The sequence below is a fragment of the Streptomyces sp. NPDC004266 genome (assembly GCF_042874095.1).
GTDB lineage: Bacteria > Actinomycetota > Actinomycetes > Streptomycetales > Streptomycetaceae > Streptomyces.
In genome coordinates this window covers 165,148-191,246 of sequence record NZ_JBIAMM010000005.1, presented here as the reverse complement: position 1 = coordinate 191,246, position 26,099 = coordinate 165,148, and the positions used below count along the sequence as shown (strand labels likewise).

The 26,099-nt window shown below is 70.6% G+C and carries 18 protein-coding genes; 9 read left to right on the top strand and 9 right to left on the bottom strand.

Translation table 11 applies throughout. The annotated features are described in order from the left end of the window. Nucleotides 1-154: 154 nt before the first annotated feature. Entirely contained in the window at nucleotides 155-1,921 is a 1,767-nt protein-coding gene (arc, locus tag ACFYUZ_RS14550; protein WP_389308872.1) for a proteasome ATPase, read from the bottom strand. A 240-nt stretch (nucleotides 1,922-2,161) separates the two neighbouring features. Between arc and ACFYUZ_RS14545 the strand changes: the two genes are divergently transcribed. After that, on the top strand, nucleotides 2,162-2,473 hold the full coding sequence (locus ACFYUZ_RS14545; RefSeq protein WP_389308870.1) for a ferredoxin: 312 nt from the start codon (nucleotides 2,162-2,164) through the stop codon (nucleotides 2,471-2,473). 4 nt (nucleotides 2,474-2,477) lie between these two features. Here the strand turns inward: ACFYUZ_RS14545 and ACFYUZ_RS14540 are convergent, their stop codons facing one another. The 3 genes from ACFYUZ_RS14540 to ACFYUZ_RS14530 all read right to left on the bottom strand — a co-directional run bounded on the left by ACFYUZ_RS14540 (nucleotide 2,478) and on the right by ACFYUZ_RS14530 (nucleotide 5,353). Beyond that, nucleotides 2,478-3,056: a hypothetical protein gene (locus ACFYUZ_RS14540; RefSeq protein WP_389308868.1), complete on the bottom strand. Its 579-nt coding sequence runs from the start codon at nucleotides 3,054-3,056 to the stop codon at nucleotides 2,478-2,480. Nucleotides 3,057-3,313: 257 nt separating this feature from the next. Beyond that, nucleotides 3,314-4,201 carry a tRNA (adenine-N1)-methyltransferase gene (locus tag ACFYUZ_RS14535; RefSeq protein WP_015032448.1) on the bottom strand — a complete coding sequence of 296 codons (888 nt, stop codon included), beginning with the start codon at nucleotides 4,199-4,201 and terminating at the stop codon, nucleotides 3,314-3,316. Nucleotides 4,202-4,219: 18 nt separating this feature from the next. Further along, the gene (locus tag ACFYUZ_RS14530; RefSeq protein WP_389309329.1) at nucleotides 4,220-5,353 is read right to left on the bottom strand and encodes a site-2 protease family protein; all 1,134 of its coding nucleotides are present in this window, start codon (nucleotides 5,351-5,353) and stop codon (nucleotides 4,220-4,222) included. A 179-nt stretch (nucleotides 5,354-5,532) separates the two neighbouring features. Here ACFYUZ_RS14530 and ACFYUZ_RS14525 point away from each other — a divergent pair, with 179 nt between their 5' ends. Continuing rightward, nucleotides 5,533-6,435, top strand: a complete 903-nt coding sequence (locus ACFYUZ_RS14525; protein ID WP_389308866.1) for a RecB family exonuclease — start codon at nucleotides 5,533-5,535, stop codon at nucleotides 6,433-6,435. A gap of 58 nt (nucleotides 6,436-6,493) precedes the next feature. Further along, entirely contained in the window at nucleotides 6,494-7,171 is a 678-nt protein-coding gene (locus ACFYUZ_RS14520) for a response regulator transcription factor (RefSeq protein ID WP_030691890.1), read from the top strand. Nucleotides 7,172-7,236: 65 nt separating this feature from the next. Here the strand turns inward: ACFYUZ_RS14520 and ACFYUZ_RS14515 are convergent, their stop codons facing one another. The 4 genes from ACFYUZ_RS14515 to metH form a co-directional block, all read right to left on the bottom strand. Continuing rightward, nucleotides 7,237-8,820: an ABC transporter substrate-binding protein gene (locus ACFYUZ_RS14515; RefSeq protein WP_389308864.1), complete on the bottom strand. Its 1,584-nt coding sequence runs from the start codon at nucleotides 8,818-8,820 to the stop codon at nucleotides 7,237-7,239. Between the two features lie 67 nt (nucleotides 8,821-8,887). Next, nucleotides 8,888-10,477, bottom strand: a complete 1,590-nt coding sequence (locus ACFYUZ_RS14510; protein WP_389308862.1) for an ABC transporter substrate-binding protein — start codon at nucleotides 10,475-10,477, stop codon at nucleotides 8,888-8,890. A gap of 444 nt (nucleotides 10,478-10,921) precedes the next feature. Next, nucleotides 10,922-11,620, bottom strand: coding sequence for an HAD family hydrolase (locus tag ACFYUZ_RS14505; protein ID WP_389308860.1), 699 nt, complete (start codon nucleotides 11,618-11,620; stop codon nucleotides 10,922-10,924). 139 nt (nucleotides 11,621-11,759) lie between these two features. Continuing rightward, a complete protein-coding gene (gene metH, locus ACFYUZ_RS14500; protein ID WP_389308858.1) occupies nucleotides 11,760-15,275 on the bottom strand; it encodes a methionine synthase in 3,516 nt (1,171 codons plus the stop codon). A gap of 244 nt (nucleotides 15,276-15,519) precedes the next feature. Here metH and ACFYUZ_RS14495 point away from each other — a divergent pair, with 244 nt between their 5' ends. The 6 genes from ACFYUZ_RS14495 to ACFYUZ_RS14470 all read left to right on the top strand — a co-directional run bounded on the left by ACFYUZ_RS14495 (nucleotide 15,520) and on the right by ACFYUZ_RS14470 (nucleotide 22,923). Beyond that, complete coding sequence (locus tag ACFYUZ_RS14495) at nucleotides 15,520-16,284, top strand: IclR family transcriptional regulator (RefSeq protein ID WP_093876943.1); 765 nt, start codon at nucleotides 15,520-15,522, stop codon at nucleotides 16,282-16,284. Nucleotides 16,285-16,561: 277 nt separating this feature from the next. Beyond that, on the top strand, nucleotides 16,562-17,320 hold the full coding sequence (locus ACFYUZ_RS14490; protein ID WP_389308856.1) for an MIP/aquaporin family protein: 759 nt from the start codon (nucleotides 16,562-16,564) through the stop codon (nucleotides 17,318-17,320). A gap of 34 nt (nucleotides 17,321-17,354) precedes the next feature. After that, a complete protein-coding gene (gene glpK, locus ACFYUZ_RS14485; RefSeq protein WP_389308854.1) occupies nucleotides 17,355-18,881 on the top strand; it encodes a glycerol kinase GlpK in 1,527 nt (508 codons plus the stop codon). A 6-nt stretch (nucleotides 18,882-18,887) separates the two neighbouring features. Continuing rightward, the gene (locus tag ACFYUZ_RS14480) at nucleotides 18,888-20,492 is read left to right on the top strand and encodes an FAD-dependent oxidoreductase (protein WP_389308852.1); all 1,605 of its coding nucleotides are present in this window, start codon (nucleotides 18,888-18,890) and stop codon (nucleotides 20,490-20,492) included. A 132-nt stretch (nucleotides 20,493-20,624) separates the two neighbouring features. Continuing rightward, nucleotides 20,625-21,686, top strand: coding sequence for an LLM class flavin-dependent oxidoreductase (locus tag ACFYUZ_RS14475; protein WP_389308850.1), 1,062 nt, complete (start codon nucleotides 20,625-20,627; stop codon nucleotides 21,684-21,686). A 154-nt stretch (nucleotides 21,687-21,840) separates the two neighbouring features. Next, a complete protein-coding gene (locus ACFYUZ_RS14470; RefSeq protein ID WP_389308848.1) occupies nucleotides 21,841-22,923 on the top strand; it encodes a PAC2 family protein in 1,083 nt (360 codons plus the stop codon). 87 nt (nucleotides 22,924-23,010) lie between these two features. Here the strand turns inward: ACFYUZ_RS14470 and ACFYUZ_RS14465 are convergent, their stop codons facing one another. Beyond that, entirely contained in the window at nucleotides 23,011-26,070 is a 3,060-nt protein-coding gene (locus ACFYUZ_RS14465; protein WP_389308846.1) for an NPCBM/NEW2 domain-containing protein, read from the bottom strand. Nucleotides 26,071-26,099: the final 29 nt, after the last annotated feature.

The following is a 26,099-nucleotide window of genomic DNA, read 5'->3' as shown; positions in this document are numbered from 1 at the left end:
ACGGTGCGCGACTCGGCGGTACCGATGAGCCTAGAACGGCTCCGCGCTGGTGGGGAGATCGGTTGCGGCATTTCCCTGTGAGGCCGGGAAATGCCGGGTGGAATGCGTCGGCTGCGGATGCCCGGTTTCCGGACATCCGCAGCCGGTGGGCGTTTTACAGGTACTGGCCGGTATTGGCCACCGTGTCGATGGAGCGTCCGGTGTCCGCGCCCTGCTTTCCGGTGACGAGCGTGCGGATGAACACGATCCGCTCGCCCTTCTTTCCGGAGATCCGGGCCCAGTCGTCGGGGTTGGTGGTGTTGGGCAGGTCCTCGTTCTCCTTGAACTCGTCCACGCAGGCCTGGAGGAGGTGGGAGACCCGGATGCCCTTCTGGTTGTGGTCGAGGAAGGCCTTGATGGCCATCTTCTTGGCCCGGTCGACGATGTTCTGGATCATCGCGCCGGAGTTGAAGTCCTTGAAGTACAGGACTTCCTTGTCGCCGTTGGCGTACGTGACTTCGAGGAAGCGGTTCTCCTCGGATTCCGCGTACATCTGCTCGACGACGGACTGGATCATTCCGTGGGCGGCGGCGGCCTTCGAGCCGCTGTGCTCGGAGATGTCGTCCGAGTGGAGCGGCAGGTTGGCCGTGAGGTACTTCGCGAAGATGTCCTTCGCGGCCTCCGCGTCCGGACGCTCGATCTTGATCTTGACGTCGAGCCGGCCGGGCCGCAGGATCGCCGGGTCGATCATGTCCTCGCGGTTGGAGGCGCCGATGACGATGACGTTCTCCAGGCCCTCCACGCCGTCGATCTCGGCGAGCAGCTGCGGGACGATGGTGTTCTCCACGTCCGAGCTGACACCGGAGCCGCGGGTGCGGAAGAGGGATTCCATCTCGTCGAAGAAGACGATCACGGGGGTGCCCTCGCTCGCCTTCTCCCGGGCACGCTGGAAGACGAGGCGGATGTGCCGCTCGGTCTCACCGACGTACTTGTTGAGGAGCTCGGGGCCCTTGATGTTGAGGAAGTAGGACTTCCCCGCGGGCTGACCGGTCACCTCGGCGACCTTCTTGGCCAGGGAGTTGGCCACGGCCTTCGCGATCAGCGTCTTGCCGCAGCCGGGCGGGCCGTAGAGCAGGATGCCCTTGGGCGGCCGCAGTTCGTGCTCCTTGAAGAGGTCCGGGTAGAGGTACGGGAGCTCGACCGCGTCGCGGATCAGCTCGATCTGGTTGCCCAGACCGCCGATCTTGTCGTAGTCGACGTCCGGGACCTCTTCAAGAACGAGCTCCTCGACCTCGCTCTTGGGGACCACCTCGTAGACGTAGCCGGACCTGGGGTCGAGCAGCAGGGCGTCGCCGGCGCGGATGGTGACGTCCAGCAGAGGCTCGGCGAGCCTCACCACCCGCTCCTCGTCGGTGTGCCCCACCACCAGGGCGCGCTCGCCGTCCTCGAGGATCTCCTTGAGGGTGACGATGTCCCCGGCGCGCTCGAACTCCATGGCCTCGACCACGTTGAGCGCTTCGTTGAGCATGACTTCCTGGCCGCGCTTGAGCCCTTCGAGCTCGATGCTCGGGCTGACGTTCACCCGGAGCTTGCGGCCCCCGGTGAAGATGTCGCACGTGCCGTCCTCATTGGCCTGCAGGAAGACACCGAAGCCGGCCGGCGGCTGCGCGAGCCGGTCGACCTCCTCCTTGAGGGCCACGATCTGGTCGCGGGCCTCACGGAGCGTGTTCGCGAGTCGTTCGTTCTGCGCGGACACGCCGGCCAGGTTGCTCTGCAGCTCGACGATCCGCTCTTCGAGAATCCTCGTGTGGCGCGGAGAGTCGGCGAGCTTGCGGCGCAGGACGGCGATTTCCTGCTCGAGATAGGCAACCTGACCGGCGGGGTCTTCAGACCCCCGCCCCGGCCGGATGCCGCGGTTGATGTCGTCGTCGTGGGCTGCCACGGTCCTCACCTCCTCCAAGGGGAGCTGGACGCTTCCTGACCCTACCTGCGTGGGTGGTGATTGAAACCCCTAGATCAAAAAGACTCCGGGGTGTGTCCGATCTTCACCCTTGCGCTTCCCCTCTCGCCAGGGGAATACCCACCCTTCACGGTCTGAAAGCGGGCGGTTGTATCGTCGTCATCGGTCAACACCCGTCAGGGGTGGCCCGACTTATCGCGCGAAGCAGAAACGGCAGGAGATATGACCGTGCAGCACGAGGCCCCGGGGACGGGCGCCGAGGAGGCGCTGGAAGTCTGGATCGACCAGGACCTGTGCACCGGTGACGGGATCTGCGCGCAGTACGCGCCCGAGGTCTTCGAGCTCGACATCGACGGGCTCGCTTATGTGAAGAGCTCCGACGACGAGCTGCTCCAGGACGCGGGGGCCACCACGCCGGTGCCGCTGCCCCTGCTCCAGGACGTGGTGGACTCCGCGAAGGAGTGCCCGGGCGACTGCATCCATGTGCGCCGGGTCTCGGACAAGGTCGAGGTGTACGGCCCCGACGCCGAGTGACGGCTCAGACGCCGAGCGCGTCGACCCCGTCGCCGCGGACGAAGGCGCCGCCCCGCCAGCGCCAGCTGACCTGCTCCTCCTCGTCGGGGCAGCAGCTGGGCACGTCGGGGGACGAGTAGCCGAGCAGGGTGGCGCGCACGGCTCCGTCGCGCACGGCGAGCTCGGTGACGTTCCGGTGCTGCTCGGGTGCGACGAGCGTGGCCACCACGCGCGCGGGGGTGCCGCCGTCCTTGCCGCGGGTGAGGACGTAGACGCCGCTCGGCGGGGTGCCGGAGCCGGCTTCGCAGTGCACGACCGCAACGGTCTCGGGGTTCCCGTCGCCGTCGAGGTCTCCGGAGACCCGCTTCGCGACGGTACGGGGCCCTCCCCCGCATTCCAGGGGGTAGGAGACCGTGGCGGCGTCGGGAGCGGGGGCCGGGCGCGGGGCGGCGGCCTGGACGGTGCCGGCCCCGGCGGGGCCGGGCTGGAGCAGTCCGGCGAGGGCGACGACCGCGGCGGTCGCGGTGGCGGTGGCCAGCCAGTGGGCCGGCCGGGCGTGGGTGTGGGCGAGGTCCGCGAGGTCCGGGGCGGCGGAGGGCTGCACGCGAGACGTCTCCTGTGGGGTGGTGCGGCGGGGTTCCCGGCATCGTGCCACACGTCACAGGGGGACGGAACAGGTGGGGTGGACGTCGGTCGACGGATCTCGCCCCGCGGCGGACGTCCGGCCGCCCGGCCCCCCGGGGCGGCGAACATGAGGACGCCGCCGCCGAGTTCTCCCGCGAGGGCGGGGAACTCGACGGCGGCGCGGTGTGAATGTCGGGACGTCAGCCCCGGTGCCGGGAGCCGGCCAGGTTCCGGGACTCAGCCCTTGTTGGGGCCCTCGTAGTCCTCGCCGTAGGCGCCCTTGGCGGGGCGGCGGCGGCGCATCGGGGGCTCGACCCCGTCCGCGAGGCGGCGGGCGGTGACGAGGAAGCCGGTGTGGCCGATCATGCGGTGATCGGGGCGGACGGCGAGGCCCTCGACGTGCCAGTTGCGGATCATGGACTCCCAGGGCTGCGGCTCGGCGTAGCAGCCGAACTCGCGGATGGACTCCACGGTGCGGGCGAGCTGGGTGGTGGTCGCCACGTAGCAGCAGAGGATGCCGCCGGGGACGAGGGCCTTGGAGACGGCCTCCAGGCACTCCCAGGGGGCGAGCATGTCCAGGATGACGCGGTCGACGTCGGTGTCGGACAGGTTGTCCTGGAGGTCGCCGACGGTCAGCTGCCACGCGGGGTGGGGGCCGCCGAAGTAGCGCTCGACGTTGCCCTTGGCGATCTCGGCGAAGTCCTCGCGGCGCTCGTAGGAGTGCAGCATGCCGCTGTCTCCGATGGCGCGCAGGAGGAAGCTGCTCAGCGATCCCGAGCCCACTCCCGCTTCCACGACGCGGGCGCCGGGGAAGATGTCGGCGAAGGCCAGGATCTGCCCCGCGTCCTTGGGGTAGACCACGGCTGCGCCGCGGGGCATGGACAGGACGTAGTCGGGGAGCAGGGGGCGCAGCGCGAGGTAGGCGACGTTTCCGGTGGTACGGACAACGCTGCCCTCGGGGGCGCCGATCAGTTCGTCGTGCGGGAAAGAACCCTTGTGGGTGTGGAAGTTCTTTCCCTCTTCGAGCGTGAACGTGTAGTGACGGCCCTTGGGGTCGGTCAGCTGAACCTGGTCCCCGACCTTGAAGGGCCCGCGTCGGCGGGCGGCACCGGTCGGTTCGGACATGTGACCAGAGTACCGGTGTCACGCGGACGGTCGTGCCATGGCCCGGACGAAGGCCCGCTCGACGTCGGTGGTGGCGAGGACCCCGTAGATCTCGCCGGTGTCCTCCACCACCAGGTACTCGGTGGCGGGGCTGGCGCGGAGGTGGTCGAGGAGGGGCTGGCCGGTGAGTTCGGCGGGGACCCGCATGCCGTCGGTGAGGTCCTGGGCGAGGGTGCTGACGGCGACCCAGGGACGGCGGTGCTGGGGCACGGCGGCGATGGCGGCCTCGCGGACGATGCCGGTGGGTTCGCCGGTGGCGTCGACGACGACGAGGGCGCGGGCGCCGGCCTCGTTGGCGCGGCGGAGGGCCTCGGAGAGGGGCGTGACCGGTTCCACGGGGATGGCGCGGCGGGTGAGGGCGCGGGCGCGGAGCTCGGGGAGGTGCTCGCGGAGGCGGGCCATGCGGAGGCTGTTGCCGGCGCCGGTCCAGATGATGGCGGCGAGGATGGCGGCGAGGAGCGCGTCGGTGACGGTCTCGAAGCCGCTGATGTCGTCGGTGGAGTTGCCCAGGAGGCCGGTGCGGGTGAGCAGGGGCAGGCCGACGAGGACGAGGACGGCGAGGGCGCGGCCGACCCAGGCGGCGGCGACGGTGCCGCTCATGGGCTTGCCGGTGATCTTCCAGACGACGGCGCGGAGCATGCGGCCGCCGTCGAGGGGGAGGCCGGGGAGCAGGTTGAAGGCGGCGACGATCAGGTTGGAGATCATCAGGCCGCCGAGGAGGACGCCGGGGACGGTGCCGGGCTCGACCGCGTAGAGCGAGAGGTAGAACACGCCGGCGAGGACGAGGGAGAGCAGGGGGCCGACGAAGGCGAGGACGAATTCGCGGCCGGGGGTCTCGGTCTCCTTCTCGATCTCGGAGACGCCGCCGAAGAACTGGAGCTGGATGCGGCGCACCGGGAGCTTGAAGCGGAGCGCGGCGAGGGTGTGGGCGAGCTCGTGGACGAGCACCGAGGCGTAGAAGGCGACGGCGAAGAAGAGGGAGACGAGGTAGCGGGCGGCGCCGAGCTCGGGCAGGACCCGGTCGATCTGGTCGCCGAAGACCCAGGTGATCAGGGCGGCGACGACGAACCAGCTGGGGGCGACGTAGACGGGCACGCCGAAGGGCCGTCCCATGAGGATCCCGCCGCCGGGCTCCTCGGTCCGCTGCGGCTTGGGCTCGTCCTGGTTCACGGGTTCCTTTCGTCGCGTGGTGTGACCCGCGTCGGTGCGTCACGGTTCGATCATGCAGTGCGGCGGGGTCCCAGGTCGATGGTATTCCGCCCGCTGTCGGCGGCGGGTCGTAGGGTCTTGTCATGAGTACGAGCGAGCAGGTGCCGGCGGAGCCCCGGGCACCCATGTCGTTGTCGCCCTCGCGGGCGAGCGATTTCATGCAGTGTCCCCTGCTGTACCGGTTCCGGGTGATCGACCGGCTGCCGGAGAAGCCGAGCGCGGCGGCGACGCGGGGCACGCTGGTGCACGCGGTGCTCGAGCGGCTCTTCGACGATCCGGCGGCGGAGCGGACGGCGTCGCGGGCGAAGTCGATGGTGCCGGGGCAGTGGGAGCGGCTCCTCGCCTCGAAGCCGGAGCTGGCCGAGCTGTTCGCGGAGGATCCGGAGGGGGAGCGGCTCGCGGGCTGGCTGGGCGAGGCGGAGGGGCTGGTCGAGCGGTGGTTCACGCTGGAGGACCCGACGCGTCTGGAGCCGGCCGAGCGCGAGCTGTTCGTGGAGACGGAGCTGGATTCGGGGCTGCGGCTGCGCGGGGTGATCGACCGGGTCGACGTGGCGCCCTCGGGCGAGGTGCGGATCGTCGACTACAAGACGGGGAAGGCGCCGCGGCCCGAGTACCGGGACGGCGCGCTGTTCCAGATGACCTTCTACGCGCTGGTGGTGTGGCGGCTGAAGGGGGTGATCCCGCGGCGGCTGCAGCTGGTGTACCTGGGCAGCGGGGAGGTGCTGACGTACGACCCGGTGGAGGCGGATCTGCTGCGGGTGGAGCGGAAGCTGCTGGCGCTGTGGGACGCGATCCGGCTGGCCACGGAGTCGGGCGACTGGCGGCCGCGGCCGACGAAGCTGTGCGGTTGGTGTGACCATCAGGCGGTCTGCCCGGAGTTCGGGGGGACTCCCCCGGTCTATCCCCTGAAGATCGTTTCCGCGCGCCCGCCGGAGTCGGGTGAATCGGGGCAGGGCAGAATGGACCCGGCCCGGCCGTCTTCCTGAGCACGGGCCGCGCCGTGTCGGGCGTGCCGCGTGAGCTCAGCCCCGTGAAGGAGCCCTTGTGACGATCCGCGTCCTGTTGGTCGACGATCAGCCGCTGCTGCGGACCGGCTTCCGGATGATCCTGGAGGCGGAGCAGGACATCGCCGTGGTGGGTGAGGCCGGGGACGGTCTGCAGGCGCAGGAGCAGGTGCGCGCGCTGCAGCCGGACGTGGTCCTGATGGACATCCGGATGCCGCGGATGGACGGGGTGGAGGCGACCCGGCAGATCACGGGTCCGGGGCGGGACGGTCCGGCGAAGGTGCTGGTCCTGACGACCTTCGATCTGGACGAGTACGTGGTGGAGGCGCTGCGGGCGGGGGCGAGCGGCTTCCTCCTGAAGGACGCTCCGGCGAACGAGCTGGTGCAGGCGATCCGCGTGGTGGCGGCGGGCGAGGCGATGCTGGCCCCGTCGATCACGCGCCGGCTGCTCGACAAGTACTCGGCGCATCTGCCGACGGGCGAGGAGCAGGTGCCCGACACGCTGAACACCCTGACGGACCGTGAGGTGGAGGTCCTGAAGCTGGTGGCGCGGGGCCTGTCGAACGCGGAGATCGCGGCGGACCTGTTCGTCAGCGAGACGACGGTGAAGACGCACGTGGGTCATGTGCTGACGAAGCTGGGGCTGCGGGACCGGGTGCAGGCCGCGGTGTACGCGTACGAGAGCGGTCTGGTGCGGCCGGGGGCCGGCGGCCAGTAGTCGCGGGAACGACGGAGGGCCCGGTGCGCGTGGTGCGTACCGGGCCCCCGTGCGTGGAGGGGGTGTCAGCCCTTGCGGATCTCCCAGAAGCGGAAGACGGTCGAGGCGTCGAGGGTCCATTCGAGACCGGTGACGTCCTCGCGGGCGACGGCGTACTGCTTGCCCTGCCAGAGCGGCAGGACGGGGAGCTCCTCGGCGACGAGGTCCTGGAGGTGTCCGTACTCGTCGGCGGTGGCGGCGCGGTCGGCGATGGCGGCGGTCTTCGGGAGGAGGCTGCCCGTGATGGTGCCGTTCTCGTAGTGGTTGCCGAGCACGTTGCCCTCGCCGAAGAAGGGGCTGGTGAAGTTGTCGGCGTCGGGGTAGTCGGGGACCCAGCCCTTGACGTAGACGCCGTACTTGCCGGCGGCGATGTCCTTCTCGTACTGCTCGTAGGGGACGGACTTCACGTCGGCGTCGAAGAGGCCGCTCGTGTTGAGCTGTTCGGCGATGGCCTTGAGCTCCTGGTCGGTGGCCGGGCCGTAGCGGCTGGGCGTGGACCAGAGGGTGAGCTTCACCTTGCCGGTGATGCCGGCGGAGCGGAGGGCCTTCTTCGCCTTGGCCTCGTCGGGGGTGCCGTAGGTGTCGAAGAAGGCGGTGTTGTGTCCGGCGATGCCGGCCGGGACGATCGAGTAGAGCGGGGTGGCCGTCGACTGGTAGACGTGCTCGACGAGGTCCTCGCGGTCGACGAGGTGGGCGATGGCCTTGCGGACGGCGAGCTTGCCGACGACCGGGTCCTTCATGTTGAAGACGAGGTGCTGGACCTCGGCGCTGCTGCCGGGGATGACCTCGATGCCCTTGTCGGCCGTGGTGGCGGAGTTCTCGAGGGCGGCGATGTCGTCGGCGGAGAGGCCTCGGTAGGCGACGTCCACGTCGCCGTCGGTGAAGGCCTTGGCGAGGGCCGCGCGGTCGCCGCGGTAGAGCTTGAGGGTGACCGCGCCGTTCTTGGGCTTGGCGTTGCCCTTGTAGCCGGGGTTGGCGGAGAAGACGGCCTCGGTGTCGCTGAACGAGTCCAGCTTGTACGGGCCGGAGCCGGTGGCCTTGCCGTCGGTGCGGAGCGCGTCGGCGGGGTAGTCGCGGTGGTCGACGATGGAGCCCGCGCCGGAGGCGATCTTGCTGGGGAAGGTGGCGTCCGGGACCTTGAGGCGGAAGACGACGGTCCGCTCGTCGGGGGTCTCGATGGTGTCGATGGTGGCGAGCAGCGGCGCCGGGCCGGAGGGGTCGGCGATCTTGAGGGCGCGCTCGAAGGAGAACTTGACGTCCTCCGAGGTGAGCTTGTTGCCGTTGGAGAAGGTGAGGCCGTCGCGCAGGGTGCAGGTGTAGACCTTGCTGCCGCCGGAGAACTCGCACTTGTCGGCGGCCTCGGGCTCCGGCTCGGAGCCGCCCTTCGGGAAGGCGAGGAGGGACTGGAAGACGTTGTTGAACAGCAGCCAGGAGCCGGGGTCGTAGCCGGCCGCCGGGTCGGTGGCGAGGATCTCGTCGGACATGCCGACGCGTATGCCGCCTCCGGAGCCGCCGGAGCCGCTTCCCTGCTCGGTGCCGCAGCCGCCGAGGAGGGCGGCGGACAGGCCGGCGGCGAGGGGGGCCGTCAGCCACTTGTTTCGTGCCTTCACAGAACTTGCCTCTTGATCTCTTGTCAGGCCGGCCGCGCAGGGGCGCGCGGCCGGGACAACGAAGGGGTCAGGCGGTGCCGCGGCCCAGTTCCCACAGCAGCAGGTCGGAGGAGGTGTTGAGGGCGTACTCGACTCCGTTGAGGTCGTCGCGGGCGGCGACGTACTGCTTGCCCTGCCACAGGGGCAGGACGGGGACGTCCTTGGCGATGATCTTCTGGATCTGCGCGTAGACGGGGCTCGCGGCGTTGCGGTCGGCCTGGCGGCGCGAGCGCGGGATGAGCTTCTCGCGGACGGTCTTGTTCACGTACGGGGTGTTGAGGAAGTTGTCGCTGTCGAGGAACGGCGCGATGTAGTTGTCCGGGTCCGGGTAGTCCGGGAACCAGCCGAGGCCGTAGACGGCGTAGTCGCCGCGCTTCTGGGCCGTGCGGAAGGTGGACCACTCGGCGCCCTGGACCTTGGCGTCGAAGAGCTCGCTGGCGACGAGCTGGTTCTTGAGCGCCTCGAACTCCTTGGCGGTCTCGGCGCCGTAGTGGTCGGTGGTGTAGTTGAGGGTCACCTTGACCGGCGTCTTGACGCCGGCGTCCTTGAGGATCTTGGCGGCGCGGGCGGGGTCGGGCTCGCCGTACTCGTCGAAGAAGGGGGTGGCGTGGCCGGTGATGCTGGAGGGGATCAGCGAGTAGAGCGGCTCGGCGGTGGGGCCGTAGACGAGGTTGACGAGGGCGCCCCGGTCGACGACGGCGGCCATGGCCTGGCGGACGGCCTTCTGCTCGACGGAGGGGGCCTCGGTGTTGAAGCCGAGGTAGCGGATCTCGAGGCCGGGGACCTCGGTCACCCGGATCTTCTCCTTGGGCGTCTCGGTCAGGTCCTTGATCTGCTTCTGCGACAGGGAGCGGGCCATCATGTCGATGTCGTCGCGCTCCAGGGCCGCGCCCATGGCGTCGGCGTCGGCGAAGGGGCGCAGTTCGACCTTGTCGTTGCGCAGGGTGACGTCGCCCTTGTACGCCGGGTTCTTGGTGAAGACGAAGCGGGTGGCCTTGTCGCCCTCGCGCTCGACCTTCATGGTGTACGGGCCCGAGCCGTCGACGTCGAAGCCGTCGCGGAGCTTGTCGGCGGCGTACTTGTCCTTGCTGAGGATGCCGGCGACGGGGGTGGAGAGCTTGTACGGGAAGGTGGCGTCGGGGGTCTTGAGGTGGAAGACGATCCCGTCGGTGCCCTGGGTCTCCACGGTGTCGATGTTCGCGAGGAGGGCGGCCGTGCCGTTGTCCGACTTGATCTTCAGGACGCGCTCGATGGAGAACTTGACGTCCTCGGCCGTGATGGGGGTGCCGTCGGCGAAGGTGAGGCCGGAGCGGAGCGTGCAGCGGTAGCTCTCGCTGGCCTTGTCGGAGAAGCCGCAGGTCTGGGCGGCCTCGGGGACGGGCTCGCCGCCGCCGCGGGGCACGTGCAGCAGGGTCTGGACGGTCTGGCGGAGGATGTTCCAGGCGCCGGTGTCGTAGGCGTAGGCCGGGTCGAGCGGGGCGGGGGCGTCCTCGGTGACGATGAACTGGTCCGTGGTGCCGACGGTGATGGCCCGGGCGTCCTCTGATCCGCCGCAGGCGGCGAGCAGGGGGGCGAGCAGTCCGGCCACGGCCGGCAGCACCAGGGTCTTGCGGTTCATCAGGGACGATCTCCTCATCCGGCACTGGGGTACAGCGGTCAGTGGAACTCCGCCGCCTGCCGCCCGGTCGGGGCGGGAGCGATCGGGCCGGGTGTTGCGATCGGTCCTGTGTTCACGGCGACTTGGGTATGCGCCGGTGCACGCGGTTATGCGGCGAAGTACTCGCGAAAGATTAGTGGGCGGCGCCGGTATCGCTTGACCGGGGCCGTACAGGGGCGTAATCGAAGAGTGATCATGGATGCGGCGGTCTCTATAACCATGCGCCGGACGTTGGGGACGACGCTTACCCAATCGGGACACAGGGGGCACCGAAACGTCCGGTTTTGGGACAGGGGACGAGAAAGGGCCACCCACCGTCCGGCACTCTGAGTGACCAAGGTCACGTAGACGCTTTTCGGTGAATGGCCCGATCGCTTTAACCGGATCGTTTTCCTCAGGGAAAGCTCAAATTCCCGTGATCAAGGTCCGCAGGAACGGCACGTCGACCTCTTCCAGCGAACGGACCACGACCCTGCCCGGGGACGGCGCGATGGGGGCGACGGAGGGCACCGCGACGACCCGGCAGCCCGCCGCCTCGGCGGCGGCCACACCGGTCGCGGTGTCCTCGATGACGGCACAGAGCGCGGGATCGGCCCCGACGCCCTGGGCGGCCGCCAGATACGGCTCGGGGTGCGGCTTGGTGCGGACGACCTCGTCACCGGCGACGGTGAGCGAGAAGCGGTCGCGACCGAGCGAGGCGAGGACCCGGTCGATGATCCGCCGGTGCGAGGCGGAGACCAGGGCGGTCGGGATGGAGTGCCGCGCCAGCTCGGCGAGCAGCCGCTCCGCCCCCGGCATGAGGGGGACGCCCCGCTCGATGCGCTGCTCGAACTTCTCGTTGAGCAGGACGGTCAGCTCTTCGAGGGTGATGTCGGCCCCGGTGGACTCGATGAGGTAGCCCGCGCTGCGGGTCATCGGGCCGCCGACCACGACGTCCCGCCAGGCCTCGTCCAGCCGGTGCCCGAGGTCGGCGAAGACCTCGACCTCGGCGTCCCACCAGAACCCCTCCGTGTCGACGAGGGTCCCGTCCATGTCGAGGAAGACCGCCTGCAGGGCGGAGCTGCCGTTCGTACGGAACAGGGACGCGGGGACCGTGCTGGTCATCCGGCACACCTCCATGGAGGGACGAGAAGGCCGGCCCCCCTCCCCGGTACGGGGAGGAAGACCGGCCTGCACTGGACCGACAAGTGTACGTCGTGATCACCGTGAAAGCGCGGATTTACGCCGCGCCGTCACCGCGGGGTCACCGTGCGTTGAAGTACTTCGCCTCCGGGTGGTGGATGACGATGGCGTCGGTGGACTGCTCGGGGTGGAGCTGGAACTCCTCGGAGAGGTGGACGCCGATCCGCTCCGGGCGCAGCAGTTCCGCGATCTTCGCGCGGTCCTCCAGGTCGGGGCAGGCGCCGTAGCCCAGCGAGAAGCGCGCGCCGCGGTACTTGAGGTCGAACATGTCCTGGACGTCGTCCGGGTCCTCCCCGCCGAAGCCGAGCTCGGCGCGGACGCGGGCGTGCCAGTACTCGGCGAGGGCCTCGGCGAGCTGGACGGAGAGGCCGTGCAGCTCCAGGTAGTCGCGGTAGGAGTCGGACTCGAAGAGCTTGGCCGTGGCCTCGCCGATCCTGGAGCCGACGGTGACGACCTGGAGGCCGACGACGTCGGTCTCGCCGGACTCCTCCGGGCGGAAGAAGTCCGCGAGGCAGAGGCGGCGGCCCCGGCGCTGGCGCGGGAAGGAGAACCGGGTCCGCTCGTTGCCCGCCTCGTCCAGGATGATCAGGTCGTCGCCCTTGGAGACGCAGGGGAAGTAGCCGTGGACGACGGCCGCCTCCAGGAGGTTCTCGGTGTGGAGGCGCTCCAGCCAGCCGCGCAGCCGGGGCCGGCCCTCGGTCTCGACGAGCTCCTCGTACGCCGGCCCGTCGCCGGCCCGGTTCTGCTTGAGGCCCCACTGGCCCTTGAAGAGGGCGCCCTCGTCGAGCCAGGACGCGTAGTCCTTCAGCGGGATGCCCTTGACGACGCGGGTGCCCCAGAAGGGCGGGGTCGGCACCGGGTTGTCGGTGGCCACGTCGGAACGGCCGCCGGGCTCCGGCTCGTCGACCTGGAGGGCGGCGGTGCCGGCGCCCTTGGCCACCCGGCGCTGCTTCAGCTCGGGGAGCACGGCTCCGGGGACACCGCGCTTGACGCCGATGAGGGCGTCCATGAGGCGCAGGCCCTCGAAGGCGTCGCGGGCGTAGCGGACCTCGCCCTGGTAGATCTCGTGGAGGTCCTGCTCGACGTACGCCCTGGTCAGGGCGGCGCCGCCGAGGATCACGGGGTACTTGGCGGCCAGGCCGCGGCCGTTGAGCTCCTCCAGGTTCTCCTTCATGATCACGGTGGACTTCACCAGGAGGCCCGACATGCCGATGACGTCGGCGTCGTGCTCCTCGGCCGCCTCCAGGATCGCGGAGACCGGCTGCTTGATGCCGATGTTGACGACGTTGTAGCCGTTGTTGGACAGGATGATGTCGACGAGGTTCTTGCCGATGTCGTGGACGTCGCCGCGCACGGTGGCGAGCACGATGGTGCCCTTGCCCTCCGCGTCGGACTTCTCCATGTGCGGCTCCAGGTGGGCCACCGCCGTCTTCATGACCTCGGCGGACTGGAGCACGAACGGCAGCTGCATCTGGCCGGAGCCGAACAGCTCGCCGACCGTCTTCATGCCGTCCAGGAGGGTCTCGTTGACGATGTCGAGGGCCGGGCGGGTCTCCAGGGCCTCGTCGAGGTCGGCCTCCAGGCCGTTCTTCTCGCCGTCGACGATCCGCCGCTTGAGCCGCTCGTCCAGCGGCAGGGCGAGGAGCTCCTCGGTCTTGCCCGCCTTCAGCGACTTGGTGGTGGCGCCCTCGAAGAGGGCCATCAGCTTCTGCAGCGGGTCGTAGCCCTCGGCACGCCGGTCGTAGATCAGGTCGAGCGCGGTGGCGACCTGCTCCTCGTCGAAGCGGGCGATGGGCAGGATCTTCGACGCGTGGACGATCGCCGAGTCCAGGCCCGCCTTGACGCACTCGTCGAGGAAGACCGAGTTGAGGAGGATCCGGGCGGCCGGGTTGAGGCCGAAGGAGATGTTCGACAGGCCCAGCGTCGTCTGGACGTCCGGGTGGCGGCGCTTCAGCTCGCGGATCGCCTCGATGGTGGCGATGCCGTCCTTCCGCGACTCCTCCTGACCGGTGCAGATCGTGAAGGTCAGGGTGTCGATGAGGATGTCCGACTCGTGGATGCCCCAGTTGCCGGTGAGGTCGGCGATGAGCCGCTCGGCCACGGCGACCTTGTGCTCGGCGGTACGGGCCTGGCCCTCCTCGTCGATGGTGAGGGCGATGAGGGCGGCGCCGTGCTCCTGGGCCAGACGGGTGACCTTGGCGAAGCGGGACTCGGGCCCGTCGCCGTCCTCGTAGTTGACGGAGTTGATGACGGCCCGGCCGCCGAGCTTCTCCAGGCCGGCCCGCAGGACGTCCACCTCGGTGGAGTCCAGCACGATCGGCAGCGTCGAGGCGGTCGCGAAACGCCCCGCCAGCTCCTCCATGTCCGCGACGCCGTCCCGGCCCACGTAGTCCACGCACAGGTCGAGCATGTGCGCGCCCTCGCGGATCTGGTCCCGCGCCATCTCCACGCAGTCGTCCCAGCGGCCCTCCAGCATCGCCTCCCGGAACTTCTTCGACCCGTTGGCGTTGGTCCGCTCCCCGATCGCCAGGTACGAGGTGTCCTGCCGGAACGGCACCGTCTGGTAGAGGGAGGCGGCGCCCGGCTCGGGGCGGGGGGAGCGCTCGGGCGGGGTGAGGCCCTGGACCCGCTCGACGACCTGGCGCAGGTGCTCGGGGGTGGAGCCGCAGCAGCCGCCCACCAGGGACAGGCCGTAGTCGCGGACGAAGTTCTCCTGCGCGTCGGCCATCTCGGAGGCCGTGAGCGGGAAGTACGCGCCGTCCTTGGTGAGCACGGGGAGACCGGCGTTCGGCATGCACATCAGGGGCGTGCGCGAGTGGCGGGCGAGGTAGCGCAGGTGCTCGCTCATCTCGGCGGGGCCGGTCGAGCAGTTCAGGCCGATGAGGTCGATGCCGAGGGGTTCCAGGGCGGTCAGCGCGGCACCGATCTCGGAGCCGAGCAGCATGACGCCCGTGGTCTCGAAGGCGAGCGAACAGATCAGGGGCACGTCCACGCCCAGGGCCTCCATCGCGCGGCGCGCGCCGATGAGGCTGGACTTGGTCTGCAGCAGGTCCTGGGTCGTCTCCACGATCAGGGCGTCGGCGCCGCCGGTCAGCAGGCCCTCGGCGTTCTGCTGGTAGCCGTCGCGCAGCACGTCGTACGCGATGTGGCCGAGCGAGGGGAGCTTGGTGCCGGGGCCGATCGAGCCGAGCACCCAGCGCTGACGGCCGTCCTCGGCGGCGAACTCGTCGGCGACCTCGCGGGCGATCCGGGCGCCCGCCTCGGAGAGCTCGAAGATCCGGTCCGCGATCTCGTACTCGCCGGCGGCCGAGTGGTTGGAGCCGAACGTGTTCGTCTCGACGCAGTCGACGCCGACCTCGAAGTACGCCTCGTGGACCGAACGGACGATGTCGGGCCGCGTGACGTTCAGGATCTCGTTGCATCCTTCGAGGTTCTGGAAGTCCTCGAGGGTGGGGTCCTGGGCCTGGAGCATGGTGCCCATGGCTCCGTCGGCGACGACGACTCGGCTGGCGAGTGCCTCGCGGAGGGCGGCGGCGCGGTTCCGGCTGTCAGCGGAAGGGGTCGGCAACGAGGCCATGGATGAGCTCCCTGGAATGCGACGGCTGTCGGCTTTGCGCCCTCGGGGGAGGGTGCACGGGGCCAGCGTAACCGCGCCGGGGCCGGGGTGGACACGGCGTCCCACGGGCCGGACGGCATCCTGTGTGCGGGGACTCCCGGTCCTGCCCCTCCTTGGCCGACACTGTGTGATGTGACGCAAGGTCGGCATCGACCGATAGTGTTCAGCATTGTCGAACAGTATGAGAAGGGTGAGGGGCCGGGCGATGGCGAAGAACATCCAGTCGCTTGAACGGGCGGCGGCCATGCTGCGACTGCTCGCGGGTGGCGAGCGCCGACTCGGTCTTTCCGACATCGCGTCCTCGCTCGGACTCGCCAAGGGGACGGCCCACGGCATCCTGCGCACCCTCCAGGCGGAGGGCTTCGTGGAGCAGGACGCGGCCTCGGGCCGCTACCAGCTGGGCGCGGAGCTGCTGCGGCTCGGCAACAGCTACCTGGACGTGCACGAGCTGCGGGCGCGTGCGCTGGTCTGGACGGACGACCTGGCGCGGTCCAGCGGCGAGAGCGTGCACCTGGGGGTGCTGCACCAGCGGGGCGTGCTGATCGTGCACCACGTCTTCCGGCCGGACGACAGCCGCCAGGTCCTGGAGGTGGGGGCCATGCAGCCGCTGCACTCCACGGCGCTCGGCAAGGTCCTGTCGGCGTACGACCCGGTGGCGCACAGCGAGGTGCTGGAGGTCGAGCGGGAGGCGTTCACCCCCCGGACGACCACGGAGCTCGGCGACTTCGAGTCGCTGCTCGACATGACGCGGGCCCGGGGCTGGGCGGCGGACGTGGAGGAGACCTGGGAGGGCGTGGCGTCGGTGGCGGCGCCGATCCACGACCGGCGGCGGATGCCGGTGGGCGCGGTGGCGGTCACGGGCGCCGTGGAGCGGGTCTGCCCGGGCGGGGAGCTGCGCCCCGAGCTGGTGGCGGCGGTACGGGACTGCGCCCGCGCGGTCTCCCGGGACCTGGGGGCGAACCGCTTCTGACCGCCCGTGCGGGCGTGGTCACGGACCGCCCCCGACGCAACAGAACCCGCCGGTAACGATCGCGTTATCGGCGGGTTTTTCGCTTCCCAGGCCCTTGACGCGCTGTTAACCCGGGGACAAAACTTCCGTTCACCGGTCGACATTGTCGAACACCTAACGGCAATAGGCGCTAAGGTGTGACAGTGCCAAGGGCCGGCAACGCCCTCACACGAGGGCGCGGACCACCGGAGGGACCCGGGGTTCGCCTTCCCCTGGACGAAGGACAAAGGAGTCGCGGGTGTCCAGCTCCGACATCTTCCTCGGCGAGACCATCGGTACCGCCGTTCTCATTCTGCTCGGCGGCGGTGTGTGCGCCGCCGTCACGCTCAAGGCCTCCAAGGCCCGCAACGCGGGCTGGCTCGCGATCACCTTCGGGTGGGGCTTCGCCGTCATGACGGCGGTCTACATGACCGCTTCCCTCTCCGGGGCCCATCTGAACCCCGCCGTCACGGTCGGAATCGCGATCAAGGACGGGGACTGGAGCAACGTCCCCGTCTACGTCGCGGGCCAGATGCTCGGCGCGATGATCGGCGCGGCGCTGGTCTGGGTGGCCTACTACGGCCAGTTCCAGGCGCACCTCACGGACCCGGAGACCCTCGGCGAGAAGCCGATCGAGGGCCCCGGCCCGGTGCTCGGCGTCTTCTCCACGGGCCCCGAGATCCGCAACACCTGGCAGAACCTCGCCACCGAGATCATCGGCACGGTCGTGCTGGTCCTGGCCGTGCTCACCCAGGGCCTCAACGACAGCGGCAAGGGTCTCGGCGTCATCGGCGCCCTGATCACCGCGTTCGTCGTGGTCTCCATCGGCCTCTCGCTCGGCGGCCCGACCGGTTACGCCATCAACCCGGCCCGTGACCTCGGCCCGCGCATCGTGCACGCCCTGCTCCCGCTGCCGAACAAGGGCGGCTCCGACTGGAGCTACGCCTGGATCCCGGTCGCCGGCCCGCTGATCGGTGGCGCCCTCGCCGCGGGTATCTACAACATCGCGTTCGCCTGAGCCGTCCTTCTTCCAGACCCCCTTGGAGCACACCGTGACCGACGCACACACCTCCGGCCCGTTCATCGCGGCCATCGACCAGGGCACCACCTCCTCGCGCTGCATCGTCTTCGACAAGGACGGCCGGATCGTCTCGGTCGACCAGAAGGAGCACGAGCAGATCTTCCCGAAGCCGGGCTGGGTCGAGCACGACGCCGCCGAGATCTGGACCAACGTCCAGGAGGTCGTCGCCGGCGCCCTGGAGAAGGCGGAGATCACCGCCGCCGACGTCAAGGCCATCGGCATCACCAACCAGCGCGAGACCACCCTGCTCTGGGACAGGAACACCGGCGAGCCCGTCCACAACGCCCTCGTCTGGCAGGACACCCGCACCGACGCCCTCTGCAAGGAGCTCGGCCGCAACGTCGGCCAGGACCGCTTCCGCCGCGAGACCGGCCTCCCCCTCGCGAGCTACTTCTCCGGCCCGAAGGTCCGCTGGCTGCTCGACAACGTCGAGGGCCTGCGCGAGCGGGCCGAGCGCGGCGACATCCTCTTCGGCACCATGGACTCCTGGGTCATCTGGAACCTCACGGGCGGCGTCGACGGCGGCCACCACGTCACCGACGTCACCAACGCCTCCCGCACCATGCTGATGAACCTCCACACCATGGCCTGGGACGAGAAGATCCTGCAGTCCATGGACATCCCGGCCGCCGTGCTGCCGGAGATCCGCTCCTCCGCCGAGGTGTACGGCACGGTCAAGGGCGGCATCCTCGACGGCGTCCCGGTCGCCTCCGCGCTCGGCGACCAGCAGGCCGCCCTGTTCGGCCAGACGTGTTTCGCCGAGGGCGAGGCCAAGTCCACGTACGGCACCGGCACCTTCATGCTGATGAACACCGGTGACAAGATCATCAACTCCTACAGCGGCCTGCTGACCACGGTCGGCTACCAGATCGGCGACGCGAAGCCGGTCTACGCCCTGGAGGGCTCGATCGCCGTCACCGGTTCGCTCGTCCAGTGGATGCGCGACCAGATGGGCCTGATCAAGTCCGCCGCCGAGATCGAGACCCTGGCGTCCTCGGTCGAGGACAACGGCGGCGCCTACTTCGTGCCGGCCTTCTCCGGCCTGTTCGCCCCGTACTGGCGCTCCGACGCCCGCGGCGTCATCGCCGGCCTCACCCGGTACGTCACCAAGGCGCACATCGCCCGCGCCGTCCTGGAGGCCACCGCCTGGCAGACCCGCGAGATCACCGACGCCATGACGAAGGACTCCGGCGTCGAGCTGACCGCGCTCAAGGTCGACGGCGGCATGACCTCCAACAACCTGCTGATGCAGACCCTCTCGGACTTCCTGGACGCGCCCGTCGTGCGCCCGATGGTCGCCGAGACCACCTGCCTCGGCGCCGCCTACGCCGCCGGTCTCGCCGTCGGCTTCTGGCCGGACACCGACGCGCTGCGCGCCAACTGGCGCCGGGCGGCGGAATGGACCCCTCGCATGGACGCCGACAAGCGTGACAGCGAGTACAAGAGCTGGCTCAAGGCCGTCGAGCGGACCATGGGCTGGATCGAGGACGAGGAGTAATACGAGATGACCACCCTGCAGAGCGTCCCTGCCCTGGGGACGCACCCGGCTGCCGGTTCCCTCCCGAGCCGCGCCGAGACCCGGGAACAGCTTTCCAAGGCGACGTACGACCTCCTGGTGATCGGGGGCGGCATCCTGGGCATCTCCACCGCCTGGCACGCCGCGCAGTCGGGCCTGCGGGTGGCCCTGGTGGACGCCGGTGACTTCGCCGGCGCCACCTCCTCCGCCTCCTCCAAGCTGCTCCACGGCGGCCTGCGCTACCTGCAGACCGGAGCGGTCAAGCTGGTCGCGGAGAACCACTTCGAGCGGCGTGCGGTCTCCCGCCAGGTGGCACCGCACCTCGCCAACCCGCTCACCTTCTACCTGCCCGTCTACAAGGGCGGCCCGCACGGCGCCGCCAAGCTCGGCGCCGGCGTCTTCGCCTACAGCGCCCTCTCGGCCTTCGGCGACGGCGTCGGGCACCTCCTCTCCCCCGCCAAGGCCGCCCAGGACGTGCCGGAGCTGCGCACCGACAACCTGAAGGCCGTCGCCGTCTACGGCGACGACCAGATGAACGACGCCCGGATGGCCCTGATGACCGTCCGCGCCGCCGTCGACGCCGGTGCCACCGTCCTCAACCACGCCGAGGTCACCGGCCTCCGCTTCACCCGCGGCCGGGTCACCGGAGCGGAGCTGAAGGACCGCACCACCGGCGACGAGTTCGGCGTGAACGCCCGGCTCGTGCTGAACGCGACCGGCCCGTGGGTCGACCACCTGCGCAAGATGGAGGACCCGAACGCGGCCCCCTCCATCCGCCTCTCCAAGGGCGCGCACCTGGTCCTCAAGCGGACCTCGCCGTGGAAGGCCGCGCTGGCCACCCCGATCGACAAGTACCGCATCACCTTCGCCCTCCCCTGGGAGGACATGCTGCTCCTCGGCACCACCGACGAGGAGTACGAGGGCGACCCCGGCCAGGTCGAGGTCACCGAGAAGGACACCGCCCAGATCCTGGACGAGGCCGCCTTCTCCATCCGCGACCAGCAGCTCTCCCGCGACCTGATCACGTACTCGTTCGCCGGCCTCCGGGTGCTCCCGGGCGGTCCCGGCGACACCTCCAAGGCCAAGCGCGAGACGGTCGTCACCGAGGGACGCGGCGGCATGCTGTCGGTGGCCGGCGGCAAGTGGACGACCTTCCGCCACATCGGCCGCACGGTCATGAAGAAGCTGGAGCAGCTCCCCGGCCACCCGCTCGGCAAGGACTACGAGCCGGTGTCCGCGCTGCCGAAGCGGCTGCCGCTGCCCGGCATAGCCAACCCGAACGCGGTCGCCCACCGGCTGCTCGTCGACGGCCCGGCGCCCGGCCCCCGCATGGCCGCCGACACCGCCAAGCACCTGGCCACGCACTACGGCTCGCTCTCCTTCGACATCGCCCGGATGGCGAACGAGAACCCGGAGCTCGCCCGCCGGATCCACCCGGACGCCCCGGAGATCTGGGCGCAGGTCGCCTACGCCCGCGACCACGAGTGGGCCGAGACGGCGGACGACGTGCTGCGCCGCCGCACGACGCTGACCATCCGCGGTCTCGCGACGGACGAGGTCCGCGCCGAGGTCGAGTCGATGCTGCGGAAGTAACTCCCGCGACGGCAGGGGCGGTTCCTCTCCGGAGGGCCGCCCGCCTAGGGGCGGTTCCTCGTCGGGGAGCCGCCCCTAGGCGTGCCATGCGCCGTCCACACGGGCGCAACACTCGGCGCGCACAGTGGGGGCATGAAGTTTCAGGTGCTCTCGATCGTCCACCACTCCCCGCACCCGCTCACCGGCGAACTGCTGTCCGCCGCCGACCGGTTGGAGCAGGTCGTCGCGCTCGGCGAGACCGCCGAACGGCTCGGCTTCGACGCGTACGCGGTCGGCGAGCGGCACGCGGGCGCGTTCCTGTCCTCGTCCCCGACCGTGCTGCTCTCCGCCCTGGCCGCCCGCACCAGCCGGATCCGGCTGCTCACCGGTGTCACCGTGGTCGCGATCCTCGACCCCGTGCGGGTCGCCGAGGACTACGCCACGCTCGACCAGCTCTCCCGCGGCCGGCTCGAACTCGTCGTCGGCAAGGGCGCGGAGGCCGGTCACTTCGACCTCTTCGGCCTGGACGAGGAGCGGCAGTGGGACCTCCAGAAGGAGAAGTACGAACTGCTGCGCCGGCTCTGGACGGAGGAGGGCGTCGACTGGGAGGGCGAGTTCCGGCCGCCGCTGAAGAACGTGACCACGGTCCCCAGGCCGTACGCCGGTCCGCCGCGGATCTGGCACGGCTCGGCCACCAGCCTCAACTCCCCCGAGCTCGCGGCGAAGCACGGCGATCCGCTCTTCACCGCCAACGCGATCCAGCCGCGCGAGGCGTACGCGCGGCTCATCGCCCACTACCGCGAGAAGTTCGAGGAGTACGGGCACGATCCGGCCCACGCGCGCGTGGCGGCCGGTTCCGGCGGGCTGCTCATCGCCGACACCCCCGAACAGGCGGTGAGCCGGTACAAGGAGCTGTACGAGGCGAAGGTGCGGCAGAGCTTCAAGCCGCACCTGGAGGGCAGGGCCGGGTACAACACCCCGTTCCGCACGATCGAGGACGCGATCGCGGACGGCCCCCAGCTGATCGGCTCGCCGCAGCAGATCATCGACAAGATCCTCGGCTACCACGAGCACTACGGCCACGACCTGCAGTCCGTCACGGTCGACACCTTCGGTCAGTCGACGGCCGAGCAGACGGAGACCCTCCAGCGCTTCGCCGAGGAGATCGCGCCCGTGGTGCGGAGGGAGGCGCCGAGCACCCTCTGGGAGGAGTGAGGGGAGGTGCGGGAGGGCCGTGTGCGGAGGCGAGTTCCTGGGTAGTCGATCAAGGCCGCACGGGTTTTCGGGGATGTCCGGGGACTGCGGGCGGACCACCGGAAAGCCGTAAGGTGGGGCCGTACGACAGGAACTTCGAATAAGGAGGCGCTGGGTGATCGAGCTCGAGGGGGTACCCGAGCTGATCGACCCGGTCATGGTGGCAGCGTTCGAGGGCTGGAACGACGCCGGCGACGCCGCCTCCACCGCGGTCGCCCACCTGGACCGGGAATGGAAGGGCGAGGTGTTCGCGGCGCTCGACGCCGAGGACTACTACGACTTCCAGGTCAACCGCCCCACCGTCTTCCTGGACAACGGGGTCCGGAAGATCACCTGGCCGACGACCCGGCTCTCCGTGGTCCGGGTCGGCGGTGAGAAACCCCGCGACCTGGTGCTCGTGCGCGGGATCGAGCCCTCCATGCGCTGGCGGTCCTTCTGCAACGAGCTGCTCGCCTTCGCGCACGAGCTGGGCGTGGAGATGGTGGTGATCCTGGGCGCGCTGCTCGGGGACACCCCGCACACCCGGCCGGTCCCGGTCAGCGGAGTGACCTCCGATCCGGACCTGGCGCGGACGATGGACCTGGAGGAGACCCGGTACGAGGGCCCGACGGGCATCGTGGGCATCCTCCAGGAGGCCTGCACGCACGCGGGCGTGCCGGCGGTGAGCCTGTGGGCGGCGGTGCCGCACTACGTGTCGCAGCCGCCGAACCCCAAGGCGACCCTGGCGCTCCTCAACCGCCTGGAGGACCTGATCGGGCTGCGCATCCCGCTGGGCGAGCTTCCGGAGGACGCGCGGGCCTGGCAGCTGGGCGTGGACCAGCTGGCCGCCGAGGACAGCGAGGTCGCGGAGTACGTGCAGACCCTGGAGGAGGCGCGGGACACGGCGGAGCTGCCGGAGGCCTCGGGCGAGGCGATCGCCCGCGAGTTCGAGCGGTATCTGCGGCGGCGCGAGCCGGGCGCGGGTCCGGGCTCCGGTCCGGGGGTGGCGACGGAGGGCGGCGAGTTCCTGCGGGACTCCGGGAGCGGCCGGACGCGCCCGCCGAAGCCGGAACAGCCGGGACCGGAGTCGGTCCCCGGGACGGATGTCGGCGAGGGTCCTTCCGAGGGCTCCGGCGACGGACCCGAAGGGGCCGGAGGGCCTGAAGGGACCGACGGACCCGACGGGTCTGACGGACCCGACGGCGGGACCGGTCGGTAGACGGAGAGGACGGGAGGGGTGCCCCGGGGCGCCCCTCCCGTCCGCGTGTCGGGAGGGGTGCCCGGGGGCGCCCCTCCCGCTCGTGCGTCAGGCGCAGCCGAACCGGGCCGCCGCCCAGTCGCCGTGGTCGCCGCTCTTCGACCCGTTGGTGTCCGTGATCCGCAGCCGCACGTGCCGGGCGCCGGTCACGTCGACGTTCACGGGCAGGGTCGCGGAGGCCCCGGTCAGCCGGGGCGAGGTCCACAGGACCCGGCCGTCGGCCTCGACGGAGAAGGCGACGTCCCCGTAGCCGTTGATCTCGTCGTCGATGCCGACGTCGGCGGTGAAGGTGGTGCAGCGGCCGCCGAGGTAGACCTCGATGTCGGAGTCGGCGTGGGCGCCGATGCCCTTCTCGTAGGTCTTCCCGGCCAGGGTGAGGGTGTGGCCGTCGGCGGCGCCGGACTCGCCGTTGGAGCGGTCGCGCTCCGGCGGCCCCCAGCCGTTGGTGGAGCGCAGCCAGGCGAGGTCGCTCGCCCAGGCGTCGGCCGTCGGCGCCGGGGGCATCACGCCGACCGCGAACCGCTGGACGGCGGTGCGGTCGGTGCCCGCGGCGCGGTACCGGGTGGTCGCCGTGAAGGTGGCCGCCTCGCCGGGCTTGGCGTCGGCCGCCGGGGTGACGGCGACCTCGACCCGGCGGGTGGTGCCGGCCGGGACGCGGGCGATCGGGGCGGCCGGGGTGACCTGCCAGCCGGCGGGGGCGCCGAGGGAGACGCGTACGTCGGTGGCGTCCCGGGTACCGGCGGTGACGTCCACGGCGACGGTGCCGGGGGTGCCGGCGCCGAGCTCCTGGCCGGTGGGGGCGGTGAGGACGGCGGAGGCGCCGGGGACGGTCCCGCCGACGGCGCTGGTGTCGGTCAGGCGCAGTTCGAAGGCGCGGCCGGTGGACTGGGCGGCGGTCTTGATCCGGACCACTCCCCCGCGCTCGTCGCGGTCGTACCACCAGCCCTCGGTGGCCGCGTCGAGGGCGGCGCGGGAGGCGAGGGCGGGCAGCTTGCGTCCGTCGAGCTTCACCGTGCCGGGCGCGTCGCCGGTGTGGACGGTGAAGGCGTACGGCCGGGCGGCGGGCTTGCCGGTGTACGTGCCCTCGCTCGCGCCGATCCGGACGGTGACGTCGCCGGGGCCGGACTCGGGGGCGCGGACCTCGGCGCGCTGGGTGGCGTACTTCCCGGTGCGGTGCTCTCGGGTGACGCCGTCGTCCTCGTAGAGCTCGAAGGAGGAGCTGCCCTGCGGGTAGACGTCCCAGGCGATCGGGTCGCCGGGGGCGCGGTCCTGGTACGAGCGGATGGAGCCGGGCCACATGGGGACGGCCGCCCCGGCCCGTACGAAGAGGGGCAGGGTGTCGAGCGGGGCGCTGTAGTCGTCGACGGTGACGGGGCCCTGGTAGGTGCGCCCGCTCCAGTAGTCGATCCAGGTGCCCTTCGGGAGGTAGATGCCATCGCGCTCCACCGCGTCCTGGTAGACGGGGGCGACGAGGAAGTCCTCGCCGCTGAGGAACTCGTACTTCGCGGCCTCGGTCGCCGCCTTCGGGTCGTCCGGGTATTCGAGGGCGAGCGGCCGGGCGAGGCCGACGCCGGTCTTCGTGGCGCGGTACGCGTGGCTGTAGACGTACGGGAGGAGGGACTCGTGCAGCTTGAGCGAGGCGCGGTTGATGCCGGTGTACGGCTCCCCGTACCGGAAGGGCTGCTTGTCGGCGGCGGCCCAGCCGTCCATGGTCATGGTGACGGGCAGGAACATCTTCCACTGGAGGTCGCGGGTGTACGTCTTGGCGCTGCCGCCGAAGATGCCGTCGACGTCACCCGTGGTGTAGGCGAGTCCGGACATGGACGCGCCCGCGTAGGTGGGTATCTGCCAGCGGATGTACTCCCAGCTGCCGGACTGGTCGCCGGACCACTGGACGCCGCAGCGCTGGGCGCCGGACCAGCTCTCCGGGGCCCAGGTGAAGCCGCGGGCGTCGCTGTTGGCCTCGATGCCGGCGTGGGCGTCCTTGCAGCCGTCGAGGGCGAACTTGTAGCCGGAGCCGACCCAGGCGACGTCGAGCTTGGCGACCCGCTGGCCGGCCTTGACCTGGTCGGCGAGCTTGTCGATGCCGTCCTCGGTCCACAGGCCGAGCTTCATCTTCCGCTCGCCGAGGCCCGCGGTGGTCTCGGCGAGGTTCTCGTAGCCGCAGCCGTAGCCGTCGTTGACGAGCATCCAGCCGTTGGGCATGTCGTGCTGGACGTATCCGTCGGCGACCTTCAGGGCGTCGAGCGTGTGGCGCTCGCCGCGGTTGGCGTTGTGCAGGTAGCAGTCGGAGTCGCCGATCTCCAGGCCGTACACCGGCGGCATGAAGGGCTTGCCGGTGAGCTGGGTGTACTGCCCGATGACGTCCTTGAGGGCGTCCTTCCCGTCGCCCGCGAAGTAGTAGGCGTCGAAGCGCCGTTCCTTCGCGCTGGTGGTGACGGGTTCGGTGAAGGCGTAGGTGTTGGGCGCGTAGGTGTTGCGGTAGACGCCGTACCCCGCGGAGGAGAGGTAGAAGGGGACGGAGTTGGGGTGGCCGCCGTCGTTCCAGTTGTAGTCGACGCCGACCTCGACGGTCTTGCCTCGGTGGGAGGTGTTGCCGCGGCCGTTCTGCATTCCGGCGCCGTAGAACTGCTCATCGGCACCGCGGGCGAGGGTCTGGACGGTGCGGTCCTGGTTCCAGGTGAGGCCCTGGGTCTCGGTCCAGAGGGGGGTGCCGTCGGCGCGTACGGCCGAGAAGCGCAGCGGTGACTTGGTGGCGCGCAGGGTCACCTTGGCGGTGGCGAGTTCGTAGCGGTCGCCGAGGTCGCGCCAGCGGGTGGCCGGCGGCGGGCCCTGGGGCAGGGTGATGTCGGTGCCGGTGGGGTCGGTGAACTTGCCGTCGGGGGCGAGTTCGATGCGGAAGGCGTCGGCGGTGACGAAGGAGACGCGGGCCTCCGCGTGGCCGGCGGTCAGCCGGTAGACGGCCCCGTCGGCGGCGAAGCCGGTGACGTCGCCGACGGTGGTGTCGGACGGGTCGGCCGACGCGGTGGTGCCGGGTCCCGCGAAGGCGGTGAGGAGCCCGAGGACGGCTTCGGCAAGCGCAACTTTCATGCGTGATGATGATTGCATGAAGGTTGTTTAGCGCAGGAACGAGCATC

Excerpts from the sequence above, each read along its gene's own strand:
- ACFYUZ_RS14525 (WP_389308866.1), top strand. The coding sequence starts at position 5,533 with ATGAGTACGAGCGAGCAGGTGCCGGCGGAGCCCCGGGCACCCATGTCG.
- ACFYUZ_RS14495 (WP_093876943.1), top strand. The coding sequence starts at position 15,520 with ATGGCGAAGAACATCCAGTCGCTTGAACGGGCGGCGGCCATGCTGCGA.
- ACFYUZ_RS14480 (WP_389308852.1), top strand. The coding sequence starts at position 18,888 with ATGACCACCCTGCAGAGCGTCCCTGCCCTGGGGACGCACCCGGCTGCC.
- ACFYUZ_RS14530 (WP_389309329.1), bottom strand. The coding sequence starts at position 5,353 with ATGGGACGGCCCTTCGGCGTGCCCGTCTACGTCGCCCCCAGCTGGTTC.
- ACFYUZ_RS14475 (WP_389308850.1), top strand. The coding sequence starts at position 20,625 with ATGAAGTTTCAGGTGCTCTCGATCGTCCACCACTCCCCGCACCCGCTC.
- ACFYUZ_RS14465 (WP_389308846.1), bottom strand. The coding sequence starts at position 26,070 with ATGCAATCATCATCACGCATGAAAGTTGCGCTTGCCGAAGCCGTCCTC.
- ACFYUZ_RS14510 (WP_389308862.1), bottom strand. The coding sequence starts at position 10,477 with ATGAACCGCAAGACCCTGGTGCTGCCGGCCGTGGCCGGACTGCTCGCC.
- ACFYUZ_RS14545 (WP_389308870.1), top strand. The coding sequence starts at position 2,162 with ATGACCGTGCAGCACGAGGCCCCGGGGACGGGCGCCGAGGAGGCGCTG.
- ACFYUZ_RS14535 (WP_015032448.1), bottom strand. The coding sequence starts at position 4,201 with ATGTCCGAACCGACCGGTGCCGCCCGCCGACGCGGGCCCTTCAAGGTC.
- ACFYUZ_RS14505 (WP_389308860.1), bottom strand. The coding sequence starts at position 11,620 with ATGACCAGCACGGTCCCCGCGTCCCTGTTCCGTACGAACGGCAGCTCC.
- metH (WP_389308858.1), bottom strand. The coding sequence starts at position 15,275 with ATGGCCTCGTTGCCGACCCCTTCCGCTGACAGCCGGAACCGCGCCGCC.